General features: G+C 45.3%; 16 protein-coding genes. 9 read left to right on the top strand and 7 right to left on the bottom strand.

Going from position 1 to position 17,312, the window contains the following annotated elements; genetic code table 11:
* The first annotated feature begins 2 nt into the window (after positions 1–2).
* From FGI04_RS15340 to FGI04_RS15315, 6 genes are all read left to right on the top strand, one after another.
* Positions 3–1,112: a glycosyltransferase family 2 protein gene (locus FGI04_RS15340; protein WP_407274579.1), complete on the top strand. Its 1,110-nt coding sequence runs from the start codon at positions 3–5 to the stop codon at positions 1,110–1,112.
* A gap of 3 nt (positions 1,113–1,115) precedes the next feature.
* Positions 1,116–2,510, top strand: coding sequence for a glycosyltransferase family protein (locus FGI04_RS15335; RefSeq protein ID WP_342700124.1), 1,395 nt, complete (start codon positions 1,116–1,118; stop codon positions 2,508–2,510).
* A 9-nt stretch (positions 2,511–2,519) separates the two neighbouring features.
* Entirely contained in the window at positions 2,520–3,446 is a 927-nt protein-coding gene (locus tag FGI04_RS15330; RefSeq protein ID WP_342700123.1) for a glycoside hydrolase family protein, read from the top strand.
* Positions 3,436–4,518 (top strand): ATP-grasp domain-containing protein, encoded by a 1,083-nt coding sequence (locus FGI04_RS15325; protein WP_342700122.1) that lies wholly within the window; start codon positions 3,436–3,438, stop codon positions 4,516–4,518. The genes FGI04_RS15330 and FGI04_RS15325 overlap by 11 nt, the downstream gene beginning before the upstream one ends.
* Positions 4,515–6,182 carry a thiamine pyrophosphate-binding protein gene (locus tag FGI04_RS15320; protein WP_407336952.1) on the top strand — a complete coding sequence of 556 codons (1,668 nt, stop codon included), beginning with the start codon at positions 4,515–4,517 and terminating at the stop codon, positions 6,180–6,182. The genes FGI04_RS15325 and FGI04_RS15320 overlap by 4 nt, the downstream gene beginning before the upstream one ends.
* Before the next feature lie 83 nt (positions 6,183–6,265).
* Positions 6,266–6,892 carry an HAD family hydrolase gene (locus FGI04_RS15315; protein WP_342700120.1) on the top strand — a complete coding sequence of 209 codons (627 nt, stop codon included), beginning with the start codon at positions 6,266–6,268 and terminating at the stop codon, positions 6,890–6,892.
* A gap of 127 nt (positions 6,893–7,019) precedes the next feature.
* Here FGI04_RS15315 and FGI04_RS15310 read toward each other — a convergent pair whose 3' ends face one another.
* Together FGI04_RS15310 and FGI04_RS15305 are read right to left on the bottom strand one after the other, a co-directional pair.
* On the bottom strand, positions 7,020–7,763 hold the full coding sequence (locus FGI04_RS15310; protein WP_342700119.1) for a glycosyltransferase: 744 nt from the start codon (positions 7,761–7,763) through the stop codon (positions 7,020–7,022).
* 10 nt (positions 7,764–7,773) lie between these two features.
* Complete coding sequence (locus FGI04_RS15305; RefSeq protein WP_407274583.1) at positions 7,774–9,657, bottom strand: polysaccharide biosynthesis protein; 1,884 nt, start codon at positions 9,655–9,657, stop codon at positions 7,774–7,776.
* Positions 9,658–9,808: 151 nt separating this feature from the next.
* Between FGI04_RS15305 and FGI04_RS15300 the strand changes: the two genes are divergently transcribed.
* A complete protein-coding gene (locus FGI04_RS15300) occupies positions 9,809–10,783 on the top strand; it encodes a UDP-glucose 4-epimerase family protein (protein WP_407320903.1) in 975 nt (324 codons plus the stop codon).
* Between the two features lie 9 nt (positions 10,784–10,792).
* Positions 10,793–11,341, top strand: coding sequence for a sugar transferase (locus FGI04_RS15295; RefSeq protein ID WP_342700116.1), 549 nt, complete (start codon positions 10,793–10,795; stop codon positions 11,339–11,341).
* A 67-nt stretch (positions 11,342–11,408) separates the two neighbouring features.
* On the opposite strand, the gene FGI04_RS15290 is transcribed toward FGI04_RS15295, so the two are convergent.
* From FGI04_RS15290 to FGI04_RS15270, 5 genes are read right to left on the bottom strand one after another with little or no spacing between them, the layout of a single operon-like run.
* Positions 11,409–12,731 (bottom strand): ABC transporter substrate-binding protein, encoded by a 1,323-nt coding sequence (locus FGI04_RS15290; RefSeq protein ID WP_407336951.1) that lies wholly within the window; start codon positions 12,729–12,731, stop codon positions 11,409–11,411.
* Positions 12,724–13,809 (bottom strand): ABC transporter ATP-binding protein, encoded by a 1,086-nt coding sequence (locus tag FGI04_RS15285; protein WP_407320904.1) that lies wholly within the window; start codon positions 13,807–13,809, stop codon positions 12,724–12,726. Before FGI04_RS15285 ends, FGI04_RS15290 begins: the two co-directional genes overlap by 8 nt.
* Positions 13,809–14,630 (bottom strand): glycerophosphodiester phosphodiesterase GpdQ, encoded by an 822-nt coding sequence (gene gpdQ, locus FGI04_RS15280; protein WP_407274585.1) that lies wholly within the window; start codon positions 14,628–14,630, stop codon positions 13,809–13,811. The genes FGI04_RS15285 and gpdQ overlap by 1 nt, the downstream gene beginning before the upstream one ends.
* A gap of 10 nt (positions 14,631–14,640) precedes the next feature.
* The gene (locus tag FGI04_RS15275) at positions 14,641–15,528 is read right to left on the bottom strand and encodes a carbohydrate ABC transporter permease (protein ID WP_342700113.1); all 888 of its coding nucleotides are present in this window, start codon (positions 15,526–15,528) and stop codon (positions 14,641–14,643) included.
* Complete coding sequence (locus FGI04_RS15270) at positions 15,518–16,390, bottom strand: carbohydrate ABC transporter permease (RefSeq protein ID WP_407320906.1); 873 nt, start codon at positions 16,388–16,390, stop codon at positions 15,518–15,520. Before FGI04_RS15270 ends, FGI04_RS15275 begins: the two co-directional genes overlap by 11 nt.
* Positions 16,391–16,626: 236 nt before the next feature.
* On the opposite strand from FGI04_RS15270, the gene FGI04_RS15265 reads away from it, so the two are divergent.
* Entirely contained in the window at positions 16,627–17,055 is a 429-nt protein-coding gene (locus tag FGI04_RS15265) for a TOBE domain-containing protein (RefSeq protein WP_342700111.1), read from the top strand.
* The last annotated feature ends 257 nt before the right edge of the window (positions 17,056–17,312 follow it).

Here is a 17,312-nt window from a genome sequence, read left to right as displayed (position 1 = left end):
ATATGGCAAGCCCGCTTATTTCTATTGGTATTCCTGCATATAATCACGCAGCATTTATCAAAGAGACGATAGAGTCTGCATTAAATCAAAGTATTAAAGATATTGAAATTATTATTGTCGATGATGCTTCGACTGATGATACGGCGAAGATCGCCTCAGCATATGTAGGTAAGGATCCGAGAGTAAAGTTTATCCAGAATGAGAAAAATCTAGGGCCTGCAAAAACGACTGAGATTTTATTGGAAAATGCGAAAGGAAAGTATTTTTCGCCTGTACCGTCAGATGACTTTTTGGCGCCCGATAAATATGAGAAGCTGTTAAAGGTTATCGAAGCAGATCCTGAAATGGCATTCGTTTTTAACGATGTTATTTTTGTTGATGAAAGTAGCCATGAGATAAAACATAATAATCATTTTGCTAGTGGACATTTTGACACAACGCCGCGAGATCGTTTTGCATGGCTAAGATATTTTTTTAATGCAGGGAATTGCGTTTGTGCATCAGGGCCATTGATTAGACGAGATATCTTAAATCGTTATAAACCGGACCATAGACTAATATTATTACATGACTATGATTTGTGGGTTAGAATGTCAATAGATGGTTTTAATATTGGTACCGTTAACGAAAAATTATCATATTATCGTATACTAAATGATCAAAAAAATTTGAGTGCTCCAAGTAAAAGCGTAAAAGCCAGAAGGATTTTTGAGCATTTCAAAGTGTTGAAGCGATTTTCAACATTATCAACACTTGAGGAATTAAGTGCAATAACAAAGAAAAAATTTGATCAAATTCCGAAAGGAGTATCTGAGAAAGTTTTTGTTCAGCATCAGTTATCGATGCATGCCTGGGAGATGAAGAGGGCGCAGTACCGGAATTTCGCGATTGAAAGCTGGTATGAGATGCTGGGAGATTCAACGATTGAGAAAGAGTTAAGTATACTTTCAGTTAATCCAAGATTTTTAGCTGAAAGAATGGAGAGTAATCCTTTAGTTTCAGGGCGCTCTTTACTGGCGATAGACTTCATTCAGCAATTACTAGAAAACTTACTACCTGGAAGTATTAGATGTTTTTTAGTAAAAAAGATAAAGAAATCCAGAGGGGATTAAACTTTGGCAAATATAGTTATTTGTGCCATGTCAAATGTGACATGGCTGAGAAAACCTTATGTTGATTCATTTGTTGAAGGTTTAATAAGAGCGCTAACAAGAGTAGGAAATAATGTATTAAATATCAGAGCTAATGATTTTTTATATGGTGGAGTTTCAGTTATATCTAAATCTCGAATGAGAAATAAAATTAAGGAATTTCAACCTGATTTGATTCTAACCCTTAATAATGTATTACCTTATCCAACAATGTTGGATGATATAGATTGTCCTGTAGCCTGTTTAGCGGCTGATTCTTATGCTTTTTTTTCGAATAAAGATGTAATAAAAAAATATGCAGAACGATATTATTTCTTCAATTTTTCTGGTGATACATTAAATACCCTCAAAGATTGGTTCCCCTATGTAGACTCTGGGAGCAATCGAAATATTCTTTTTGGTCATGCTTCTGATATGCGTGCCGAAAATATAGAACAAGATATTCCTGTTTCTTTTGTTGGATCCATGGGGAACTGGAACAAAGAGTTTGTCGCATTCTTTCAACGGATTAGCCAGGATGGAGATTTAGGGCCTAAAGAATGCAATTTTATAAAAGATAGGTTTTTTGAGCATATCGCTCAATTTAAAGAAAACCCATATCTGCAATTGTCTAAAGATGAATTAAGATATTTTAATTTGCCTCATTTCCCATTTGAGGTATCAATGATTCATTTATTGACATGCCAGAAAAGATTTGATGTTCTTTCTGAGTTAACTGATCTCGGTCTTAAGATTTATGGTTATCCTCATGCCTACAGCGATGTGCTGCTATATAGTCAAAACATATTTGAATGTTTTGATTTCGAGCCAAGTGTTACATTAAGTCATAATACAAAAACTTATAATCGAAGTAAGGTTTCCCTGAATCTTCCTCATGCACATGCTAAAGAAGGTTTTAGTTGGCGTGTATGTGATATATTAGCATCAAACGCTGTGTTACTGTCATGTCCTCAACCGGATTTGCTTAAGCTTTCAAAAGGGTATGTTGATTTGCCAACATATGAAAGTCCTGCAGAGGCACGGGATTTAGTCACTAAATTGTTGAATGATCCCGTATGGCGTAAGGATTTAGCCCTTGGTTCACAACAGATGATTGATGATAAGTGTCGATTTGAACCTAAATTCAAATTAATTCAGGATGCAATTCCAGGTGTCAATATGTTTAGTGACAAAGCTGGGAATGTTGAATGGATTGATGGGCTCAGCTTAAAGTATAATAATAAAATAAAGCTCAATACATTGAAAGGAATTAACCGCACAAGAAATATTCTTATCATGGTGCTTAACCGTGAGATATCTGTTTATCATGGATTTAAATTCTTTATGAAATCATTCGTTAATCTGTATAAGGCTTTCTAAAGGTGCAACATGAAATGGATTAAAAAGGGTCTTATTTGTAGTTTTGAATCATTTGATCTGGAATGGTACAAGAAGAATACTATGGTGCCTGTTCCACTGTTAATTTCAAAAGATTGCCTGCGTATTTTTTTGACAATGTGTGATGCAGAAAATGTCGGAAGAATTGGGTATGTCGATGTTAACCCAAATAACCCCTCTGAGATCATCAACTATAGCAAAGAAGCTGTGTTAGATATTGGTAGAGATGGGTGTTTTGATGATAGTGGAGTTTTACCGTCAGCTATATTTGAGCATGAGGGTAAACACTATATGTTTTATTCAGCATACCAGAAGCAGACAAAGATTCCCTATACAATATTGACAGGTGTTGCCGTATTTAATAATGACTTTACTAAACTTGAGAGAGTTACAGAGGTTCCATTATTAGAGAGAACGGATGATGAGCGCTTTATTCGCTCCGCTGTTTTCTGTATTAAAGATCAAGAGAAGTTTAAGATTTATTACTCTAGTGGGAATGAGTGGGTTGATAACACACTGAAAATAGTTCCTAGGTATGACATCAAATGCATTGAATCAGATGATTTACTGGATTGGCATAAATCAGAACCTAAACCATGTATTAGTCTTTCTGGCGATGAGTATGGATTAACTACCCCTAATGTTTACAAAGATGGTAACATTTACAAGATGACGTATGCCATTAGAAGTATATCTAAGGGGTATCGGCTCGGGTATGCAGAATCTACGGATGGCATCCACTGGCAGCGTATTGATAACCTTATGGATATAGAAGTATCGCCGAGTGGCTGGGATAGTGAGATGGTTTGTTTCGGTAATGTTTTCCAGTATGAGGAAAAAGAGTATCTATTTTACTGTGGAAATCATTACGGTATTGGTGGTATGGGGTATGCGGAGTTGATGAAGAATGAAATATAAGATTGTTATTACCGGTGCAGGCAGTGCTCAGTCAAATGGTGTTATTAATTCATTATTAATGGCCAATGATGGTGAAGAGATTATTGGTCTTGGTTCTGACCCTGCGGACTTGATGCTGTGTAAAGCACATAAAAAGTATTTGATGCCGCATTCTAAAGACCCGCTGTATAAAAAATCGCTATTAGCTGTTTTAAATGCTGAGAAACCTCAAATGATTCATTTTCAGCATGATGCAGAATTAGCCATAGCATTAAAATTTCAGGATGAAATAGAGGCGACTGGAGCAAAGTTACTCGTTCCTGATTATGAAACTATTGATACCTGTGTTCGCAAATATGAAACATGGGTTAAATTCCGTGATGCAGGGATAACAGTTCCTAAAAATATTCTTTTGCATTCTCATGATGATTTGAAATTAGCATTCCAAGAGTTAGGTGGTGAAGACGGTACGATTTGGATTCGAGCTAACGCGATTGGTGGTGGTGGCTTAGGTTCGCTTCCTACTAGTGATTATGATGAAGCTGTTGAGTGGATTGATAAGCATAACGGATGGGGGAATTTTATTGCTGCTGAGTTATTGACAAAGAAAACTGTGACATCATTATCCATCTGGAAGGATGGCGAATTAATTATTGCTCAATCTCGTAGCCGTCACGGATGGGTACATAGTGCTTTAAGTCCATCAGGTGTTACCGGTGTGACTAAAGTGGGTGAAACTTGTTCTGATCCTGTAGTGGATGACATTGCTAGAAGAGCTGTATTAGCTGTTAGTGAAGTTCCTAATGGTATTTACGGTGTCGATATGACGTACGACAGAAATGGCATTCCCAATCCAACAGAAATTAATATTTCTCGCTTCTTTACAACAATTCAGTTCTTTGCCGAGGCAGGGCTGAATATGCCCAAAATCCTTAAAGATATTGTTTTGTACGATAAATATCCGGATTTACCTAACAAAGTCAACCCATTGCCTAATGGATTGTTGTGGTTGCGTGGTATGGATTGCTTGCCAAAACTAACGACTCAAAAAGAGATTGAAGCGACTCTCTTAAGGCCGGAGATAGATAAATGAATGTTGCTGCCTATATAGCTAAATTTCTTGTTGATAAACATGTTAGGCATGTCTTCGGCTATCAAGGGGGCGCGATCCTAAAGCTTCTAGATGAAATGGTTGCTACGGGGCAGATTCAGTATATTCAGAATTATCATGAGCAAGCATCGGCCCTGGCGGCCGATGCCTATGCCAGAGTGACTGATACTATTGGGGTTGCATTAGCGACATCAGGCCCAGGTGCAACTAACCTGATTACCGGTATTGCGAATGCTCAGTTTGACTCTATACCCACATTATTTATAACTGGGCAGGATTATTTGTCTAATGTGCGAGCAAATAATCATGCGCGCCAAAATGGATTCCAGGATCTAGATGTGGTGAAAGTAGTCCAATCTATTACCAAATATTCGGCAATGTTGGATGATCCGCTTCGAGTTCGATATGAACTGGAGAAAGCCTATTGGTATGCAACTTCGGGAAGGCCCGGAGCTGTATTATTAGATGTGCCAATTGATATTCAGTTTAAGGAAATAGAACCAGAGCAGTTAGAGGGTTTTGTGCCTGATTCAGAACCTACATATGATACTGATTTTGAAAAAATTCTCCCTTACCTGAAAAACAGTAGCAGACCAGTAATCTTGGTCGGTGGAGGAGTTCGTATTAGTAAAGCAGTAGAAGAAGTGAGAGAGTTTATTCAACTCTCTCATATTCCAGTTGTTTCTACTGTAAATGGCCTTGATGTTGTAGAAGGAATATATGGTTTTGCCGGATTGCATGGGCATACACATGCAAATCTTGCGATGCAAAATGCTGATCTGATTATCGCACTAGGCGTCCGATTTGGTCAGCGCCAGGTCGGCAAAGTACCTGCACAATATACAAATGCCAAAGTTATTCATGTTGATATTGATGAGAATGAGTTAAAAAGAATTTTCCCTGATGAGATAGCTATTCAGTCAGATATTAAGTCTTTCCTGAAGTTACTGAATGTGTCTGTCTCAAGTATGAGTTTTCCTCATTTTAACAATTGGCATGAGCAGATACAAAAATGGTCTGATAAGTATAAGGAAAATACTTGTCTTACAAGAAATGGTATTGAGCCTGTTAAGTTTATTGAAAGATTGATAGCACAATGCCCCCAAAATACTATATTTACTAATGATGTGGGGCAAAACCAAATGTGGGTTTCGCAGGCATTTAAAGTAAAAAATGGACAGCGATTACTTAATTCCTGTGGGCATGGAACAATGGGATATTCATTGCCAGCATCTATTGGTGCTAAAGTAGCCCATCCGGATAAGACAGTTGTCTGCTTTACCGGCGATGGTGGTTTACAGATGAACCTGCAGGAGCTTGTTTTTGTTGGACACAAAAAACTAGGGATTAAGTGTGTTGTCTTCAATAATCGCTCTTTGGGAATGATGCGTGAAGTTCAGGAGCGTTATTATAATAGTCACTACTATGGTAATAACGAGAATGAGTTTACATGTGTTAATTTGGAAAAATTGGCTGATACATGTGATATTAATTATTGCTGTATTAATTCTCTTGAGGACGTTGATAATTTGGAAGGGATATTGAACGATAATACCCCTTACATTGTTGAAGTCTGTCTATCCAGAGAAACAATGCTTTCCAATCGTTATGATGAAGCTGATATATTTAAAAAGGAAGTGTTGTAATTTTATTTCCTCTTAAGTGTTGATAACAACAGGTTTTACCTGTTGTTATTTTATTTTTATCCGTAATGTCTGAAAGGCCTTTGATGAATATCTTTTTTGATTTTGATGGTACGCTTATTGACTCCAAGCTTCGACAATATGAGCTTTTTTGCAAGCTAGTACCAGAAAGTCATTTTAGTTATGAAGAATATTGGGATATTAAACGGAATAGAATCAATCAGGAAAAGTTGCTCGTTGATTTCTTCTCGTACAAGCCTGAACAATTGCACTATATAAAAAAAACATGGATGGATGAAATAGAAAATCCTGATAATATAGAGAAAGATACGCCTTTTGATGGTGTTGAACAGCTCTTGTCACAGCTTAGCAAAAAGTGTGATTTATATTTGGTGACTGCCCGGCAATCGACAGATGTTGTAAAGCATCAGGTTGATAAGTTTGGTTGGTCGAGTTTCTTCGAAAAACTACTTGTTACTAATCAAATTCATACAAAAGTAGATTTGATAAGAGAGAGTGTGAATTATAATAGTACCGATATTTTTGTTGGTGATACTGGAGAAGATATTAAAACAGGAAAGTTGTTGGGTATAAAAACTATAGCGGTTACATACGGTATTCTGAACAATAAAGTCTTGAGTGAGTACAACCCAGACCACCTGGTTGATAGCATTGATGGATTAAAGGATGTCATCAATACTCTCTTGATTTAATTTAAATTACACCATAGATAATTATACTTATATTTGTATGGATAGCTCTTCGATATCTTACATCAGTAATGGTTCATTTACTGATGTAAGAGCATAACCAGATAGCTTCCAGTTTTTCTAATACTTATTAGATTGTAAAATGGTATCGTAGATAACTACGCATATACCATTTAAAATGCTGCGAAAAAATCTTTCTGTTACTGTATGCCCCCAGATGAACAGCTTTTAATTCTGGGTAGTAAATAATGCTCAGTCCTTTTTCTTTAGCCCTTCTACAAATATCGACATCTTCAAAGTACATAAAGAATTTTTCATTGAATCCATTCAGTCTCTTATAAATGCCAGTCTGAAAAAGTAGAAAGGAACCAGCTGCCCAATCAATACACATGGGAGCATTGATTTTAGATTTATCATATGTATCCGGGCGCGATTTCTTGAACATCGCAATCCATGGTGTCAGTAAAGATGGGAATTTCTTTATTGAGTCTTCAACTTGACGTTTATCTTTGTCTTTGAAAAGGTTGATTGTACATATATCTGGTTTCTCTTGTTGGACTATGGCATATAGTTTGGCTAATTCATTTTTATCAATAAGTACATCAGGGTTTAACACGAGGAATTGATCAGAGTCGGACATGCTTAATGTTTTACAGCAGTAGTCATAAACAAAATTATTGTTTTGAGCAAACCCCAAGCCGTAATTCTGATCAAGCAGTGTAATGGCTGCTTTCTTAGTGTATTCAATCAATGATGCTGTTGCTGGTGTGTTGCATTTTAGTACAACAGTGAAATCTTCAGCTAACTTAGATAAAATGTCATTCTCTATGATGAGAGCATCACTATTGTGACTGACAACAGAAATATAAAGCATGGTCAATGTATCAAGCCTTTTTATTTAATATGGGAGAATAGCCAGTCGGAGCATCTAATAAGAGTTCTTTAATTGCTTCAACATCAAATTCATGGCAATTCTTATCCAGTTTATCTAGTAACTGCTCCATCTCTTGCCAGCTCAGCTTCTCTTCCTGGGCAGTCATAATTTTCGGGTGACTGGTGCCTTCAACATTTTCGCCGATCAATAACTCTTCGTAGAGTTTCTCCCCTGGGCGTAATCCTGTGAATTTAATCGCGATATCGCCTTCTTCAGCGTGTCCTTGCCCTTCTATGTAGCTTTTCATCCCCATCAGGTTGATCATCCTGCGGGCTAAATCGAGTATTTTGACCGGTTCGCCCATATCCAGCACGAACACCTGCCCGTTAATTCCCATTGCGCCCGCCTGTATAACCAACTGTGATGCTTCAGGAATGAGCATGAAATAACGGATAATATCCGGGTGTGTCACGGTAACCGGGCCACCCTGACGGATCTGCCTTTTAAACAGTGGGACAACAGAGCCCGATGACCCCAGTACGTTCCCAAATCGGACCATGGTGAATATTGTCTGGTTTTGTCGCTCAGCCAATGCTTGTAAAATTAATTCCGCCATCCGTTTGCTGGTGCCCATGATATTGGTTGGGCGTACCGCTTTGTCTGTGGAGATCAGCGTGAAATTTTTTACCCCTTCGGCTATCGCTGCTTCGGCACAGGCCAATGTACCAAATACGTTATTGCGGATCCCTTCAATCACATTCTCTTCAACTAATGGCACATGTTTGTAAGCGGCGGCATGGTAAATCGTTTCGACTTGATGGGTATGAATCAGCTTTTGTACCCGGTTTTGCTTTTGTACCGAACCTAATGCGGTGACGATTTTTGTCTCAAGCATGAGGCGTTTTTTGATACCCTGCAGTTCCTGATCGATGGTATAGAGGTTGTACTCATTGAGTTCAAACAACACCAACGTTTTTGGGCGCTGGGCCAGAATTTGGCGGCACAGCTCAGAGCCTATCGAACCGCCAGCGCCTGTCACCATCACCGATTTTCCCGTAATGTTTTTCGCCATCAGGTTTTTATCGGGGGCAACCGCTTCACGTCCCAGCAGGTCAGCAACATCCAGGTCACGTATCTCTGTCGCCGTTGCTTTGCCGGCGGCGATATCTTCAACCGAGGGAACGGACTGTACTTCGATGGGCCAGTGGGAGAGCCTTTCAAGTAATCTTAATCGCTGACCTTTTTGTATGTTATTGATGGCTAAAAGTAACTTTACAGGCTGGTAGAGCGGTTTTAGTTTCTCGAATTCATTACTGTGGTGTACTTTGATACCACAAATGATTTGGCCTACTTTCTTCTCGTCATCATCAAGGATGATAACGGGGTGATATTCATCTCCCTGAATCAACGCATAAAGCAAATCTCGCCCGGTCGCCCCTGCTCCGTAAATAAACACGTTCGGTTTCTGGCGTTTATAGTAGTGGTAATAGAAGGTTCGGATGAGTACGCGAGGGCTGCCCAAAGCGAGAGTCGCCAGACCCGCGTAAATAAACGGTACGCTGCGTGGAACAAAAGACTGAAAAAAGAAGCTACTCAGCGCCAGGCTGACAGCGGATAAAATAACCGATAGAAATACATACCCCATTGCGGGCAGCATCATATAGCGCAGTACGGCGCGGTACATGCCACAACGAATGAAGACCAGGATTGTGATGGATAACGTGACAACGACACTGGCTATTTCAGCTGAGCCGATTGGAAAATCAGTGGTACCTAAACGGACGGCAACGGCCAGATACAATGAGGCCACAATGGCAACAACGTCATAGAATACAGTCACTATGCGTTTGGTGGCACGCTCTGCGTTAAGCAAAAGCGGAATAAGTTTAAACATCAGAGCCTGAATGTCCGTGTGCGACAATAGAGTGGTATTAGCGGACTATTTTAGTGGTCTAGCCATGTCTTGACCAGATGTGCTCATCTTAATTTTAGTTATGGCGTTATGCCGGGTATTATGAGCCGGGCTATTCAGGAAGGTAATCTCATTGAAAATCTTAGTAACGGGAAGCCGGGGGTTTATCGGTAACCGGGTAGTTGCGTTGGCGAATGAGCAAGGCGTGCGCTGTGTTTTACATGGTAGCGAACGTAGTAACGCAACTGACAGTGACATGATTCGCGCCAATCTGGGTGCGACGACAGACTGGGCACCGGCACTGCAGGACGTGGATGCGGTTGTGCATTGCGCCGCCAGAGTTCACCAGATGCAAGATGGCCGTGATGCGCTGGCATTGTACCGGGAAACCAATGTCGCAGGGACATTGCGTCTGGCGCAGCAGGCGGCGGCGTCGGGTGTGAAGCGTTTTGTTTTTGTGAGTTCAATTAAAGTGAATGGCGAGGCAACGCAGCCGGGGGCACCTTTTCAGCCGGATGTGGCCGTGCCACCGCTCGACCCTTACGGTTTGAGTAAGTATGAGGCGGAGCAAGGCCTGATGCGTTTGTCCCAGGAGACAGGCCTGGAGGTGGTGATTATTCGCCCACCGTTAGTGTATGGCCCCGGTGTAAAAGCCAACTTCCGCGCCATGATGAATTGGGTTCACAAAGGCGTGCCGTTGCCGCTGGCGGCGGTACATAATCAACGTAGTCTGGTGTTTGTTGACAATGTGGCTGACCTGATATTGCTCAGTGTGCGTCATCCGCAGGCGCCTGGACGGGTGTGGCTGGTGTCAGACTGTCATGATGTCTCTACCGCTGACTTGTTGGCGGACATGGCCATGGCGCTGGGGGTTAAAAACCGCTGCTGGCCGCTGCCGTCGTGGGTACTGAAAGGTGCTGCAACACTGTTGGGAAAATCTGCGGTGGCGGATCGCCTGCTGGGCTCATTGCAGGTCGATGTGAGTGAAACCCAGCGACAGCTTGGCTGGCAGCCAGCCGTTTCCTATCATCAGGCGATTGCCATCACGGCGCGGGCGTTTCTGTCGGAAATACCCGGCGCATCTGAGTCTTTATCCAAAGAAGGTTGACCGATTATTATGTTGCGTGTTCTGGATATCTTACTGGCGTTGGTGGGATTGCTGTGTTTGTGGCCGGTGATGCTGATCGTTTATGTGTTGGGATTATTTGATACGGGGTCGCCGGTTTTTATCCAGCAACGCGTTGGGCGGAATCAGCGGCCATTTAATCTGATCAAGTTTCGCACCATGGCAGTAGCGACTGAGTCAGTGGCGACACATCTTGCCAGTCGTAGCTCGGTGACCCGCTTAGGGGCGTTTTTGCGTAAAACCAAACTGGATGAATTGCCTCAGTTGATCAATGTACTGAGGGGCGAAATGAGTCTGGTCGGGCCGCGTCCTTGTCTGTTTAATCAACAAGAACTGATTGCCGAACGCCAGGCGCGTGGCGTCTTTGATGTGTTGCCGGGCATAACCGGGCTGGCGCAGGTGAATGCCATCGACATGTCCACACCGCAAAAACTGGCCGAGTGGGATCAGAAGATGATTCAGACCCTGTCGGTGAAGCACTACTTTACCTATCTGGTACAAACGGTAGTCGGTAAAGGCTCCGGCGACCGAGTGCGCTGATACCCTTGATAAAAAATGATGCCGGTCAGGCCGGCATCGTAAGTACAGCATCATGTGCGTCGATAGATTACTTTATCGGGGCTAACGCAGTCTGATCAACGTAAGGCTTCATGATGGTATCCGCTTCCTGCTGGGCGGCTTTGGCGGCGGCCTCAGGCGTCACCTTCTCATCATTCACTACGGCAGCCAGCTGGTTTTCCATCGCTTTGCGCACCGCCACAGTTTCATAGGTGGAGTACCACGGATGTGCGTATTTCAACTGCTCCAGCGCCGTGGCGGCACGAGGATCCTGCTGCAGATACGCTTTCATTTCCGGCGTGTCGTACGCGGCTTTGCGCGGTGAGAAATAGCCGGTGAAGCGACTCCAGGCACCATTAACTTGCGGGCTGACCAGATAGCTCAGGAATTGGTAAGCTGCTTTTTTCTGCTCATCCGAGATACCTTTGAAACTGACCAGACTGGCACCGCCGATCGGTACTGCTCGCTGCTCTTTGGCAGGCAACATGGCGACACCCAGCTCAAAGTCTTTGGTGTTTTCACGCATGAACCCCAGCGCGCCGGTGCTCAGCATTGTCATGCCCAGTTTGCCGGAGAAGAAGGCGGCACTGATTTGTTTAGAATCCAACACGCCGGATGGCATCACTTTATCTTTGTAGATCAGGTTCTGCCAAAAACGCAGCGCGCCGATGGTGGTCGGGCTGTTGTAATAAACCTCACCTGGATAGTTTTCGTTGAAGTAGTTGCCGCCATTGGCGCGCACCAGCGAGGAGATAATCCAGCCGCCGTAGTCGTCATTGGTTGAAGGCAGCATGATACCCCACTGGCCTTTGCTCTGGTCGGTCAGCTTTTTCGCGTCGGCCAGCAGTTCTTGCCAGGTTTGCGGCGGCTGCGCTATCCCGGCTTTTTCAAACAGGTTTTTGTTGTAGTAGAGGATCGGGGTGGAGTTGTGGAACGGGATCGCGTAGGTCACGCCCATCACCTGGGCGTTTTTGTGCATGGCTGGCCAGAACTCATTGGTTAAAAACGTACCGGCTTGTTCATTACCGTATTTGAATAGCTCATCCATCGGCAGGATTTCATTTTTCAGCGCCAGGTCGGTCGTGAAGTTGGCGGACATAATCACCAATGCCGGTGGCTGACCGGCTTTTTGCGCCGCTTCCGCTTTCATTTTGGTGGTGTCGTAGTTACCGGTGAAAATTCCCCGCACTTCGACATCCTGCTGGGAATTGTTGAATTCTTTGATGATGCGCGTCATTTCCATCGTCAGTTTGCCATCCACCGGGGCTGGGAACATGAAATCGATGTTCTGTTTGGCCAGCGCCGACGCGCTAAAGGCCAGCGAAATGCCGAGAGTGAGCGCCTGTAACCGCTGTTTCAGGGGCTTATGCATGGGGGATCTCCTGGTATATATTCTGCTGTGTTTCAGCATGAAAAAGATGAACATCAAAAGGTGAAAAGCCGAGGTTGACGGTGTCGCCGACCATCGGGATATCGCCGCGATTTTTGCGGCTGTAGCGTAGTTCGCCGATTGGCGTGCTGATGTGCAGCAGATAGTCTGCGCCCATCAATTCTCGTTGCGTCACGGTACCGGACACGTGATGCGTATGCTGTTCTGCTTCTGGCGTATCGGTGAGGTGTTCCGGGCGGATACCGAAGAACACGTACTGAAGATGTGCCGCGTGGGGGGGCAGAGGAAGTGTTTTTTCTCCAATCTGAACCATGCCGCCGCTGCAAGGCAGGGTGATAATGTTCATGGCCGGTGAGCCGATGAAACTGGCGACAAACAGGTTGGTCGGGAAAGCGTACAGTTGTTCCGGGGTGCCGACCTGTTGGACCTCGCCGTTATTCATGACGACGATGCGATCCGCCATCGACATGGCTTCTATCTGGTCGTGGGTGACGTAAACGGTGCTGGTCTTGAGTTGCTGATGCAGTGCCATAATACCGTCGCGTACCTCGGTGCGCAGTCGGGCATCCAGATTGGACAGCGGTTCATCCATCAAAAACAGTTTTGGGTCGCGTACAATGGCGCGTGCCATCGCGACGCGTTGGCGCTGACCACCAGACAGCTTGCCTGGTTTGCGATCCAACAAGGTATCCAGTTGCAGCAGGTGCGCCACTTTTTCCAGCCGCGGCTGCCAGCTTGCTTTGGGTTCATGGCGAATTTGCATACCAAAGGTGATGTTTTCTTTCACCGTCAGGTGGGGAAACAGCGCGTAGTTCTGAAAGATCATCGCGAAGTTCCGCTCACGTGGGGATTGGGCGGTAATGTTATCGCCATCCAGCCAAATTTCGCCGTCGCTTACCGTTTCCAGCCCGGCCAGTAAGCGTAGCAGGGTACTTTTACCACAGCCGGACGGCCCGACCAGCACCAGAAATTCGCCATCGGCGATCTCCAGTGAAAGGGAATGTAGTGCCGGTTTATCGTCAAATTGTTTGCTGACGTTGTGCAGTCGTAACATGGCCATTAACGCGCATCCACCGGGCAACTGATTTTTTCGTCGTACAACCATGGACCGGCATAATGCGACAGCGGGTGCAGGTAGCTTACCCACTGCTGATTAATCTGACGGTGCATCAGGCAGGCAGGCGGGGACATGTCGTAATAAGGGCGAGTATCTTCGTGGTAGTAGGGCACCTGATGAACCGTACCCGGAACGGTGGCGATGATCGCCTGACGGTACTGCGTCATGATAAGGCAATGATTGTGACCGCAGAAAATGCGCACCAGCGACGGAAAACGCTCCACCAGTTCCAGCAGGCGGTGCCCGTTTTCACAGGCGATGCGGTCCATCTGGGCGGAGCCGAGAGCCAGCGGTGGGTGATGCATAAAGACGGCGGTAGGTTTGTCATCACGTGCCAGTTGTGCTTCCAGCCAGGACAGGGTCTCTTCCGTCAGCCAGCCTTTGGATGTCCCAGCACGGCTGGAGTCGATAAACAGCAACCGCGTGGCGAAATCATCAATCGCGTAACGCATATTTTGTGGATCGTTACCCAACTGGGGGCACAGTGGCTGCAAATATTCCAGAAAATGCGTTTTGTCGTCGTGGTTGCCGGGAATAATGTACAAGGGGTAGTTGAGGCTACCTAAAATCTGGCGGGCGACCTGATATTCCGACGCAAGGCCGCAGTTGACGATATCGCCGCTGACCACCACCGCGTCCGGGCGTTCGGTGAGCGCGTTCAGTTGTGATACCACATCGGCGTTACCGGCATTGATATCGATAAAATCGTACAGTTTTTGCCCTGTGCTTCGAAAATGAGTATCAGAAATTTGTGCTAAAAGCATGAAAAACCCCTTATTTTATTCCTGAAAAACCAAAACTTCTCAGGAACTGTTTTTGGAAAGCGATAAACGCCAGCATTAACGGCAGGCATACCATCAGCGTACCGGCACTGATCATTCCCCACTGACCACCAGACTCTGCGCCCATCGCGAATGACACTAACCCGACGGTCAATACCTGTTTGTCCGGGTCGTTGAGCATCATCAGTGGCCACAGATATTCGTTCCAGTGATAGGTAATGCTGACGGTGGCAAACGCCAAAATGGAAGGCCAGGACATCGGCAGCAGTACGCGAAATACCACTTGCCACCAACGACATCCTTCCATCAGCGCAGCTTCTTCAATCTCTTTGGGAATGGACAGGAACGCCTGGCGCATCAGAAACACGCCAAATGCTGAAGTGAAATAGGGCATCATCACGCCGGTCAACGTATTGAGCAGACCGAATGCCTTCAGCGTCATCATGTTCGGGACCATCATCACGACCGGCATGATCATCAACTGCACCAAAAACAGCAGAAACAGTGTCTGCTTGCCGCGAAACTCGTGGCAGGCGAACACGTAACCCGCGGTGGTGATGGTCAGTAACTGGATGAAAAAGGTGCCAAAGGTAAAGAAAATCGTGTTGGCATAGAGGCTTATCCAGTCAGCGCTTTGCCAGGCATCACGGAAGTTGTCCAGCGTCAATGGCCAGCGTGGTAACAGTGAGGCCATGCCGGTACCAAAGGTGGTGGCGCTAAAGGCGGATGACAGCATCCAGATAAACGGGCTGACCCAGAGCAGCGCGGCACAGATCATCAGTAGACTCAGGGTGGCGCGCCTTGACTGGCGCCAGCGCAGCCAGGTCGGTAACGGGGCCCGTGTCGAGCAGACAACGGCGGGGGAAATATCAACGCTCATAATGTGCCCCTTTCTCGAGTACTTTCAGGTTAATCAGCGAGAAGATGAACAGACCGGCCAGTGTCAGAAAGGTCGCAGCGGAGGCTTTGCCGAGGTCATGGGTGTCCCAGGCTAAATTCTGGATGTAATACAGCAGCACGGTAGTGGCGTTATCCGGTCCACCGTGGGTCATTACTGCAACGTGGTCAATCTGGGTGATGGAGTAAATCAGCGCCGTGGTAATGACGAAGCTCAGCGTCGGGCGCAGCAGCGGCAACGTGACGCGGAAAAATACCTGTGTTGGTGTAGCGCCTTCCATGACGGCGGCTTCACGAGTTGACGGCGGGATACTCTGCAGACCAGCCAAAAAGAACAGCATGTAATAGCCAGCGAATTTCCACACGCCAATCAGCGCGAGTGCCAGCAGAGCACTATTGCTACGACCCAGATAGTTGTTGTTCATCGGACCGAACAGTTTGGCCAGGTAATAATCCAGCAAGCCGATACCGGGCATGAAGATAAACAGCCACAGCGCGGCGGCACTGACCATCGGAATGATCATCGGGAAGAAGAAGGCGGTGCGCAGCCAGCGATTGACCGCGTGGTTTTCCCATAACGCGACGGCTAATATCAGCGCCAGTACCACGCCGGGGATGACCGTCAACAGGATGTAGATCAGATTATTGGATACGGCACGCCAGAAAACGGTGTCATCCAACAGGCGAATCACATTTCCCAAACCGACAAATGGCGCATTCGCGCTAGCCATGCGGGTATCGAACAAGCTGTCATAAACGGAGCGCAACAGCGGAAAATAGGTAAACAGCAGTAGAAACAACAAAGAAGGCGACAGAATCACCCAAGGGAGCCAGTTTTTTTGCATGGTGATAGTTTTCGCATGGTGATGGTTAATGCCAGTCAACGAATTCCCGTAAAAACGGAACACATATGCTGTGCGGGGAATACTGCAAAGGCATGGCAGGTCAGTGACGATTTGGTGACAGTCGTTTCCAGAAAATAAAACCAACGCGGATGGCTTGTGCTGAGGAGGGAAAAAGCGTTTGATGGATACGCTTCATCCGATTTAGGGGTTATTCACTGATTCATCCAGGAGGGGATATGTCCGTTTCTGCACGAAACCAATTAAACGGCACGGTGGCCAGTGTCACCGAGGGGGCCGTTAACAGTGAAGTGGTGCTAACGCTGGAAAGCGGAGAAGCACTCACCACGGTCATCACTCGCAATAGTGTGGTGACGCTTGGGCTGGCGCCAGGTAAACCTGCGCTGGCGTTGATCAAAGCGCCATGGGTGATTCTGGCATCGGCAGATTGTGGCCTGAATTTCTCGGCCCGTAACCAGTTTAGCGGCACGGTTAATCGTATTGTCGACGGTGCAGTGAACGCGACGGTTCACATCACCACTACCAAAGGATTAAAGCTGACCGCCAGTGTAACCAATGACAGTGTACAGGAGATGGGGTTATACGCAGGTTCTGCCGTGATTGCCTTGGTTAAGGCTTCGAGTGTGATTCTGGCAACCCGCGCCTGACGAAGAACGTATGGTGGTTGTTCACAATCTTTACACTCGATGCTCTCCTTTCCGGGACCGATTTCGGGTAATCTGGGTAACCTCGTAGTGGCAGAGAGGCATGGGATTTATTGGCGCGTTCTCTGCCGCCTGTTTTTCCTCTTTTCACATTGACCGTTTTTCACATTAACTGTGTTTTCCTTCGTGCTGTCTGGATACTGACATAGCAGTCGTACATGGCTGGTTTGTTAAAACTGGCTGGTATGACTTTCAATAAG

Origin of the sequence: Dickeya ananatis (assembly GCF_019464615.1) — a bacterium.
In the GTDB taxonomy this organism is placed as follows: Bacteria; Pseudomonadota; Gammaproteobacteria; order Enterobacterales; family Enterobacteriaceae; genus Dickeya; species Dickeya oryzae.
Note: the sequence above shows the minus strand (reverse complement) of the source record. Positions and strands in the feature narration are given on the sequence as shown.

Excerpts from the sequence above, each read along its gene's own strand:
- FGI04_RS15310 (WP_342700119.1), bottom strand. The coding sequence starts at position 7,763 with ATGCTTTATATTTCTGTTGTCAGTCACAATAGTGATGCTCTCATCATA.
- FGI04_RS15275 (WP_342700113.1), bottom strand. The coding sequence starts at position 15,528 with ATGAGCGTTGATATTTCCCCCGCCGTTGTCTGCTCGACACGGGCCCCG.
- FGI04_RS15320 (WP_407336952.1), top strand. The coding sequence starts at position 4,515 with ATGAATGTTGCTGCCTATATAGCTAAATTTCTTGTTGATAAACATGTT.
- FGI04_RS15330 (WP_342700123.1), top strand. The coding sequence starts at position 2,520 with ATGAAATGGATTAAAAAGGGTCTTATTTGTAGTTTTGAATCATTTGAT.
- FGI04_RS15270 (WP_407320906.1), bottom strand. The coding sequence starts at position 16,390 with ATGCAAAAAAACTGGCTCCCTTGGGTGATTCTGTCGCCTTCTTTGTTG.
- FGI04_RS15285 (WP_407320904.1), bottom strand. The coding sequence starts at position 13,809 with ATGGCCATGTTACGACTGCACAACGTCAGCAAACAATTTGACGATAAA.
- FGI04_RS15295 (WP_342700116.1), top strand. The coding sequence starts at position 10,793 with ATGTTGCGTGTTCTGGATATCTTACTGGCGTTGGTGGGATTGCTGTGT.
- FGI04_RS15315 (WP_342700120.1), top strand. The coding sequence starts at position 6,266 with ATGAATATCTTTTTTGATTTTGATGGTACGCTTATTGACTCCAAGCTT.
- gpdQ (WP_407274585.1), bottom strand. The coding sequence starts at position 14,630 with ATGCTTTTAGCACAAATTTCTGATACTCATTTTCGAAGCACAGGGCAA.
- FGI04_RS15265 (WP_342700111.1), top strand. The coding sequence starts at position 16,627 with ATGTCCGTTTCTGCACGAAACCAATTAAACGGCACGGTGGCCAGTGTC.
- FGI04_RS15305 (WP_407274583.1), bottom strand. The coding sequence starts at position 9,657 with ATGTTTAAACTTATTCCGCTTTTGCTTAACGCAGAGCGTGCCACCAAA.
- FGI04_RS15340 (WP_407274579.1), top strand. The coding sequence starts at position 3 with ATGGCAAGCCCGCTTATTTCTATTGGTATTCCTGCATATAATCACGCA.
- FGI04_RS15290 (WP_407336951.1), bottom strand. The coding sequence starts at position 12,731 with ATGCATAAGCCCCTGAAACAGCGGTTACAGGCGCTCACTCTCGGCATT.
- FGI04_RS15325 (WP_342700122.1), top strand. The coding sequence starts at position 3,436 with ATGAAATATAAGATTGTTATTACCGGTGCAGGCAGTGCTCAGTCAAAT.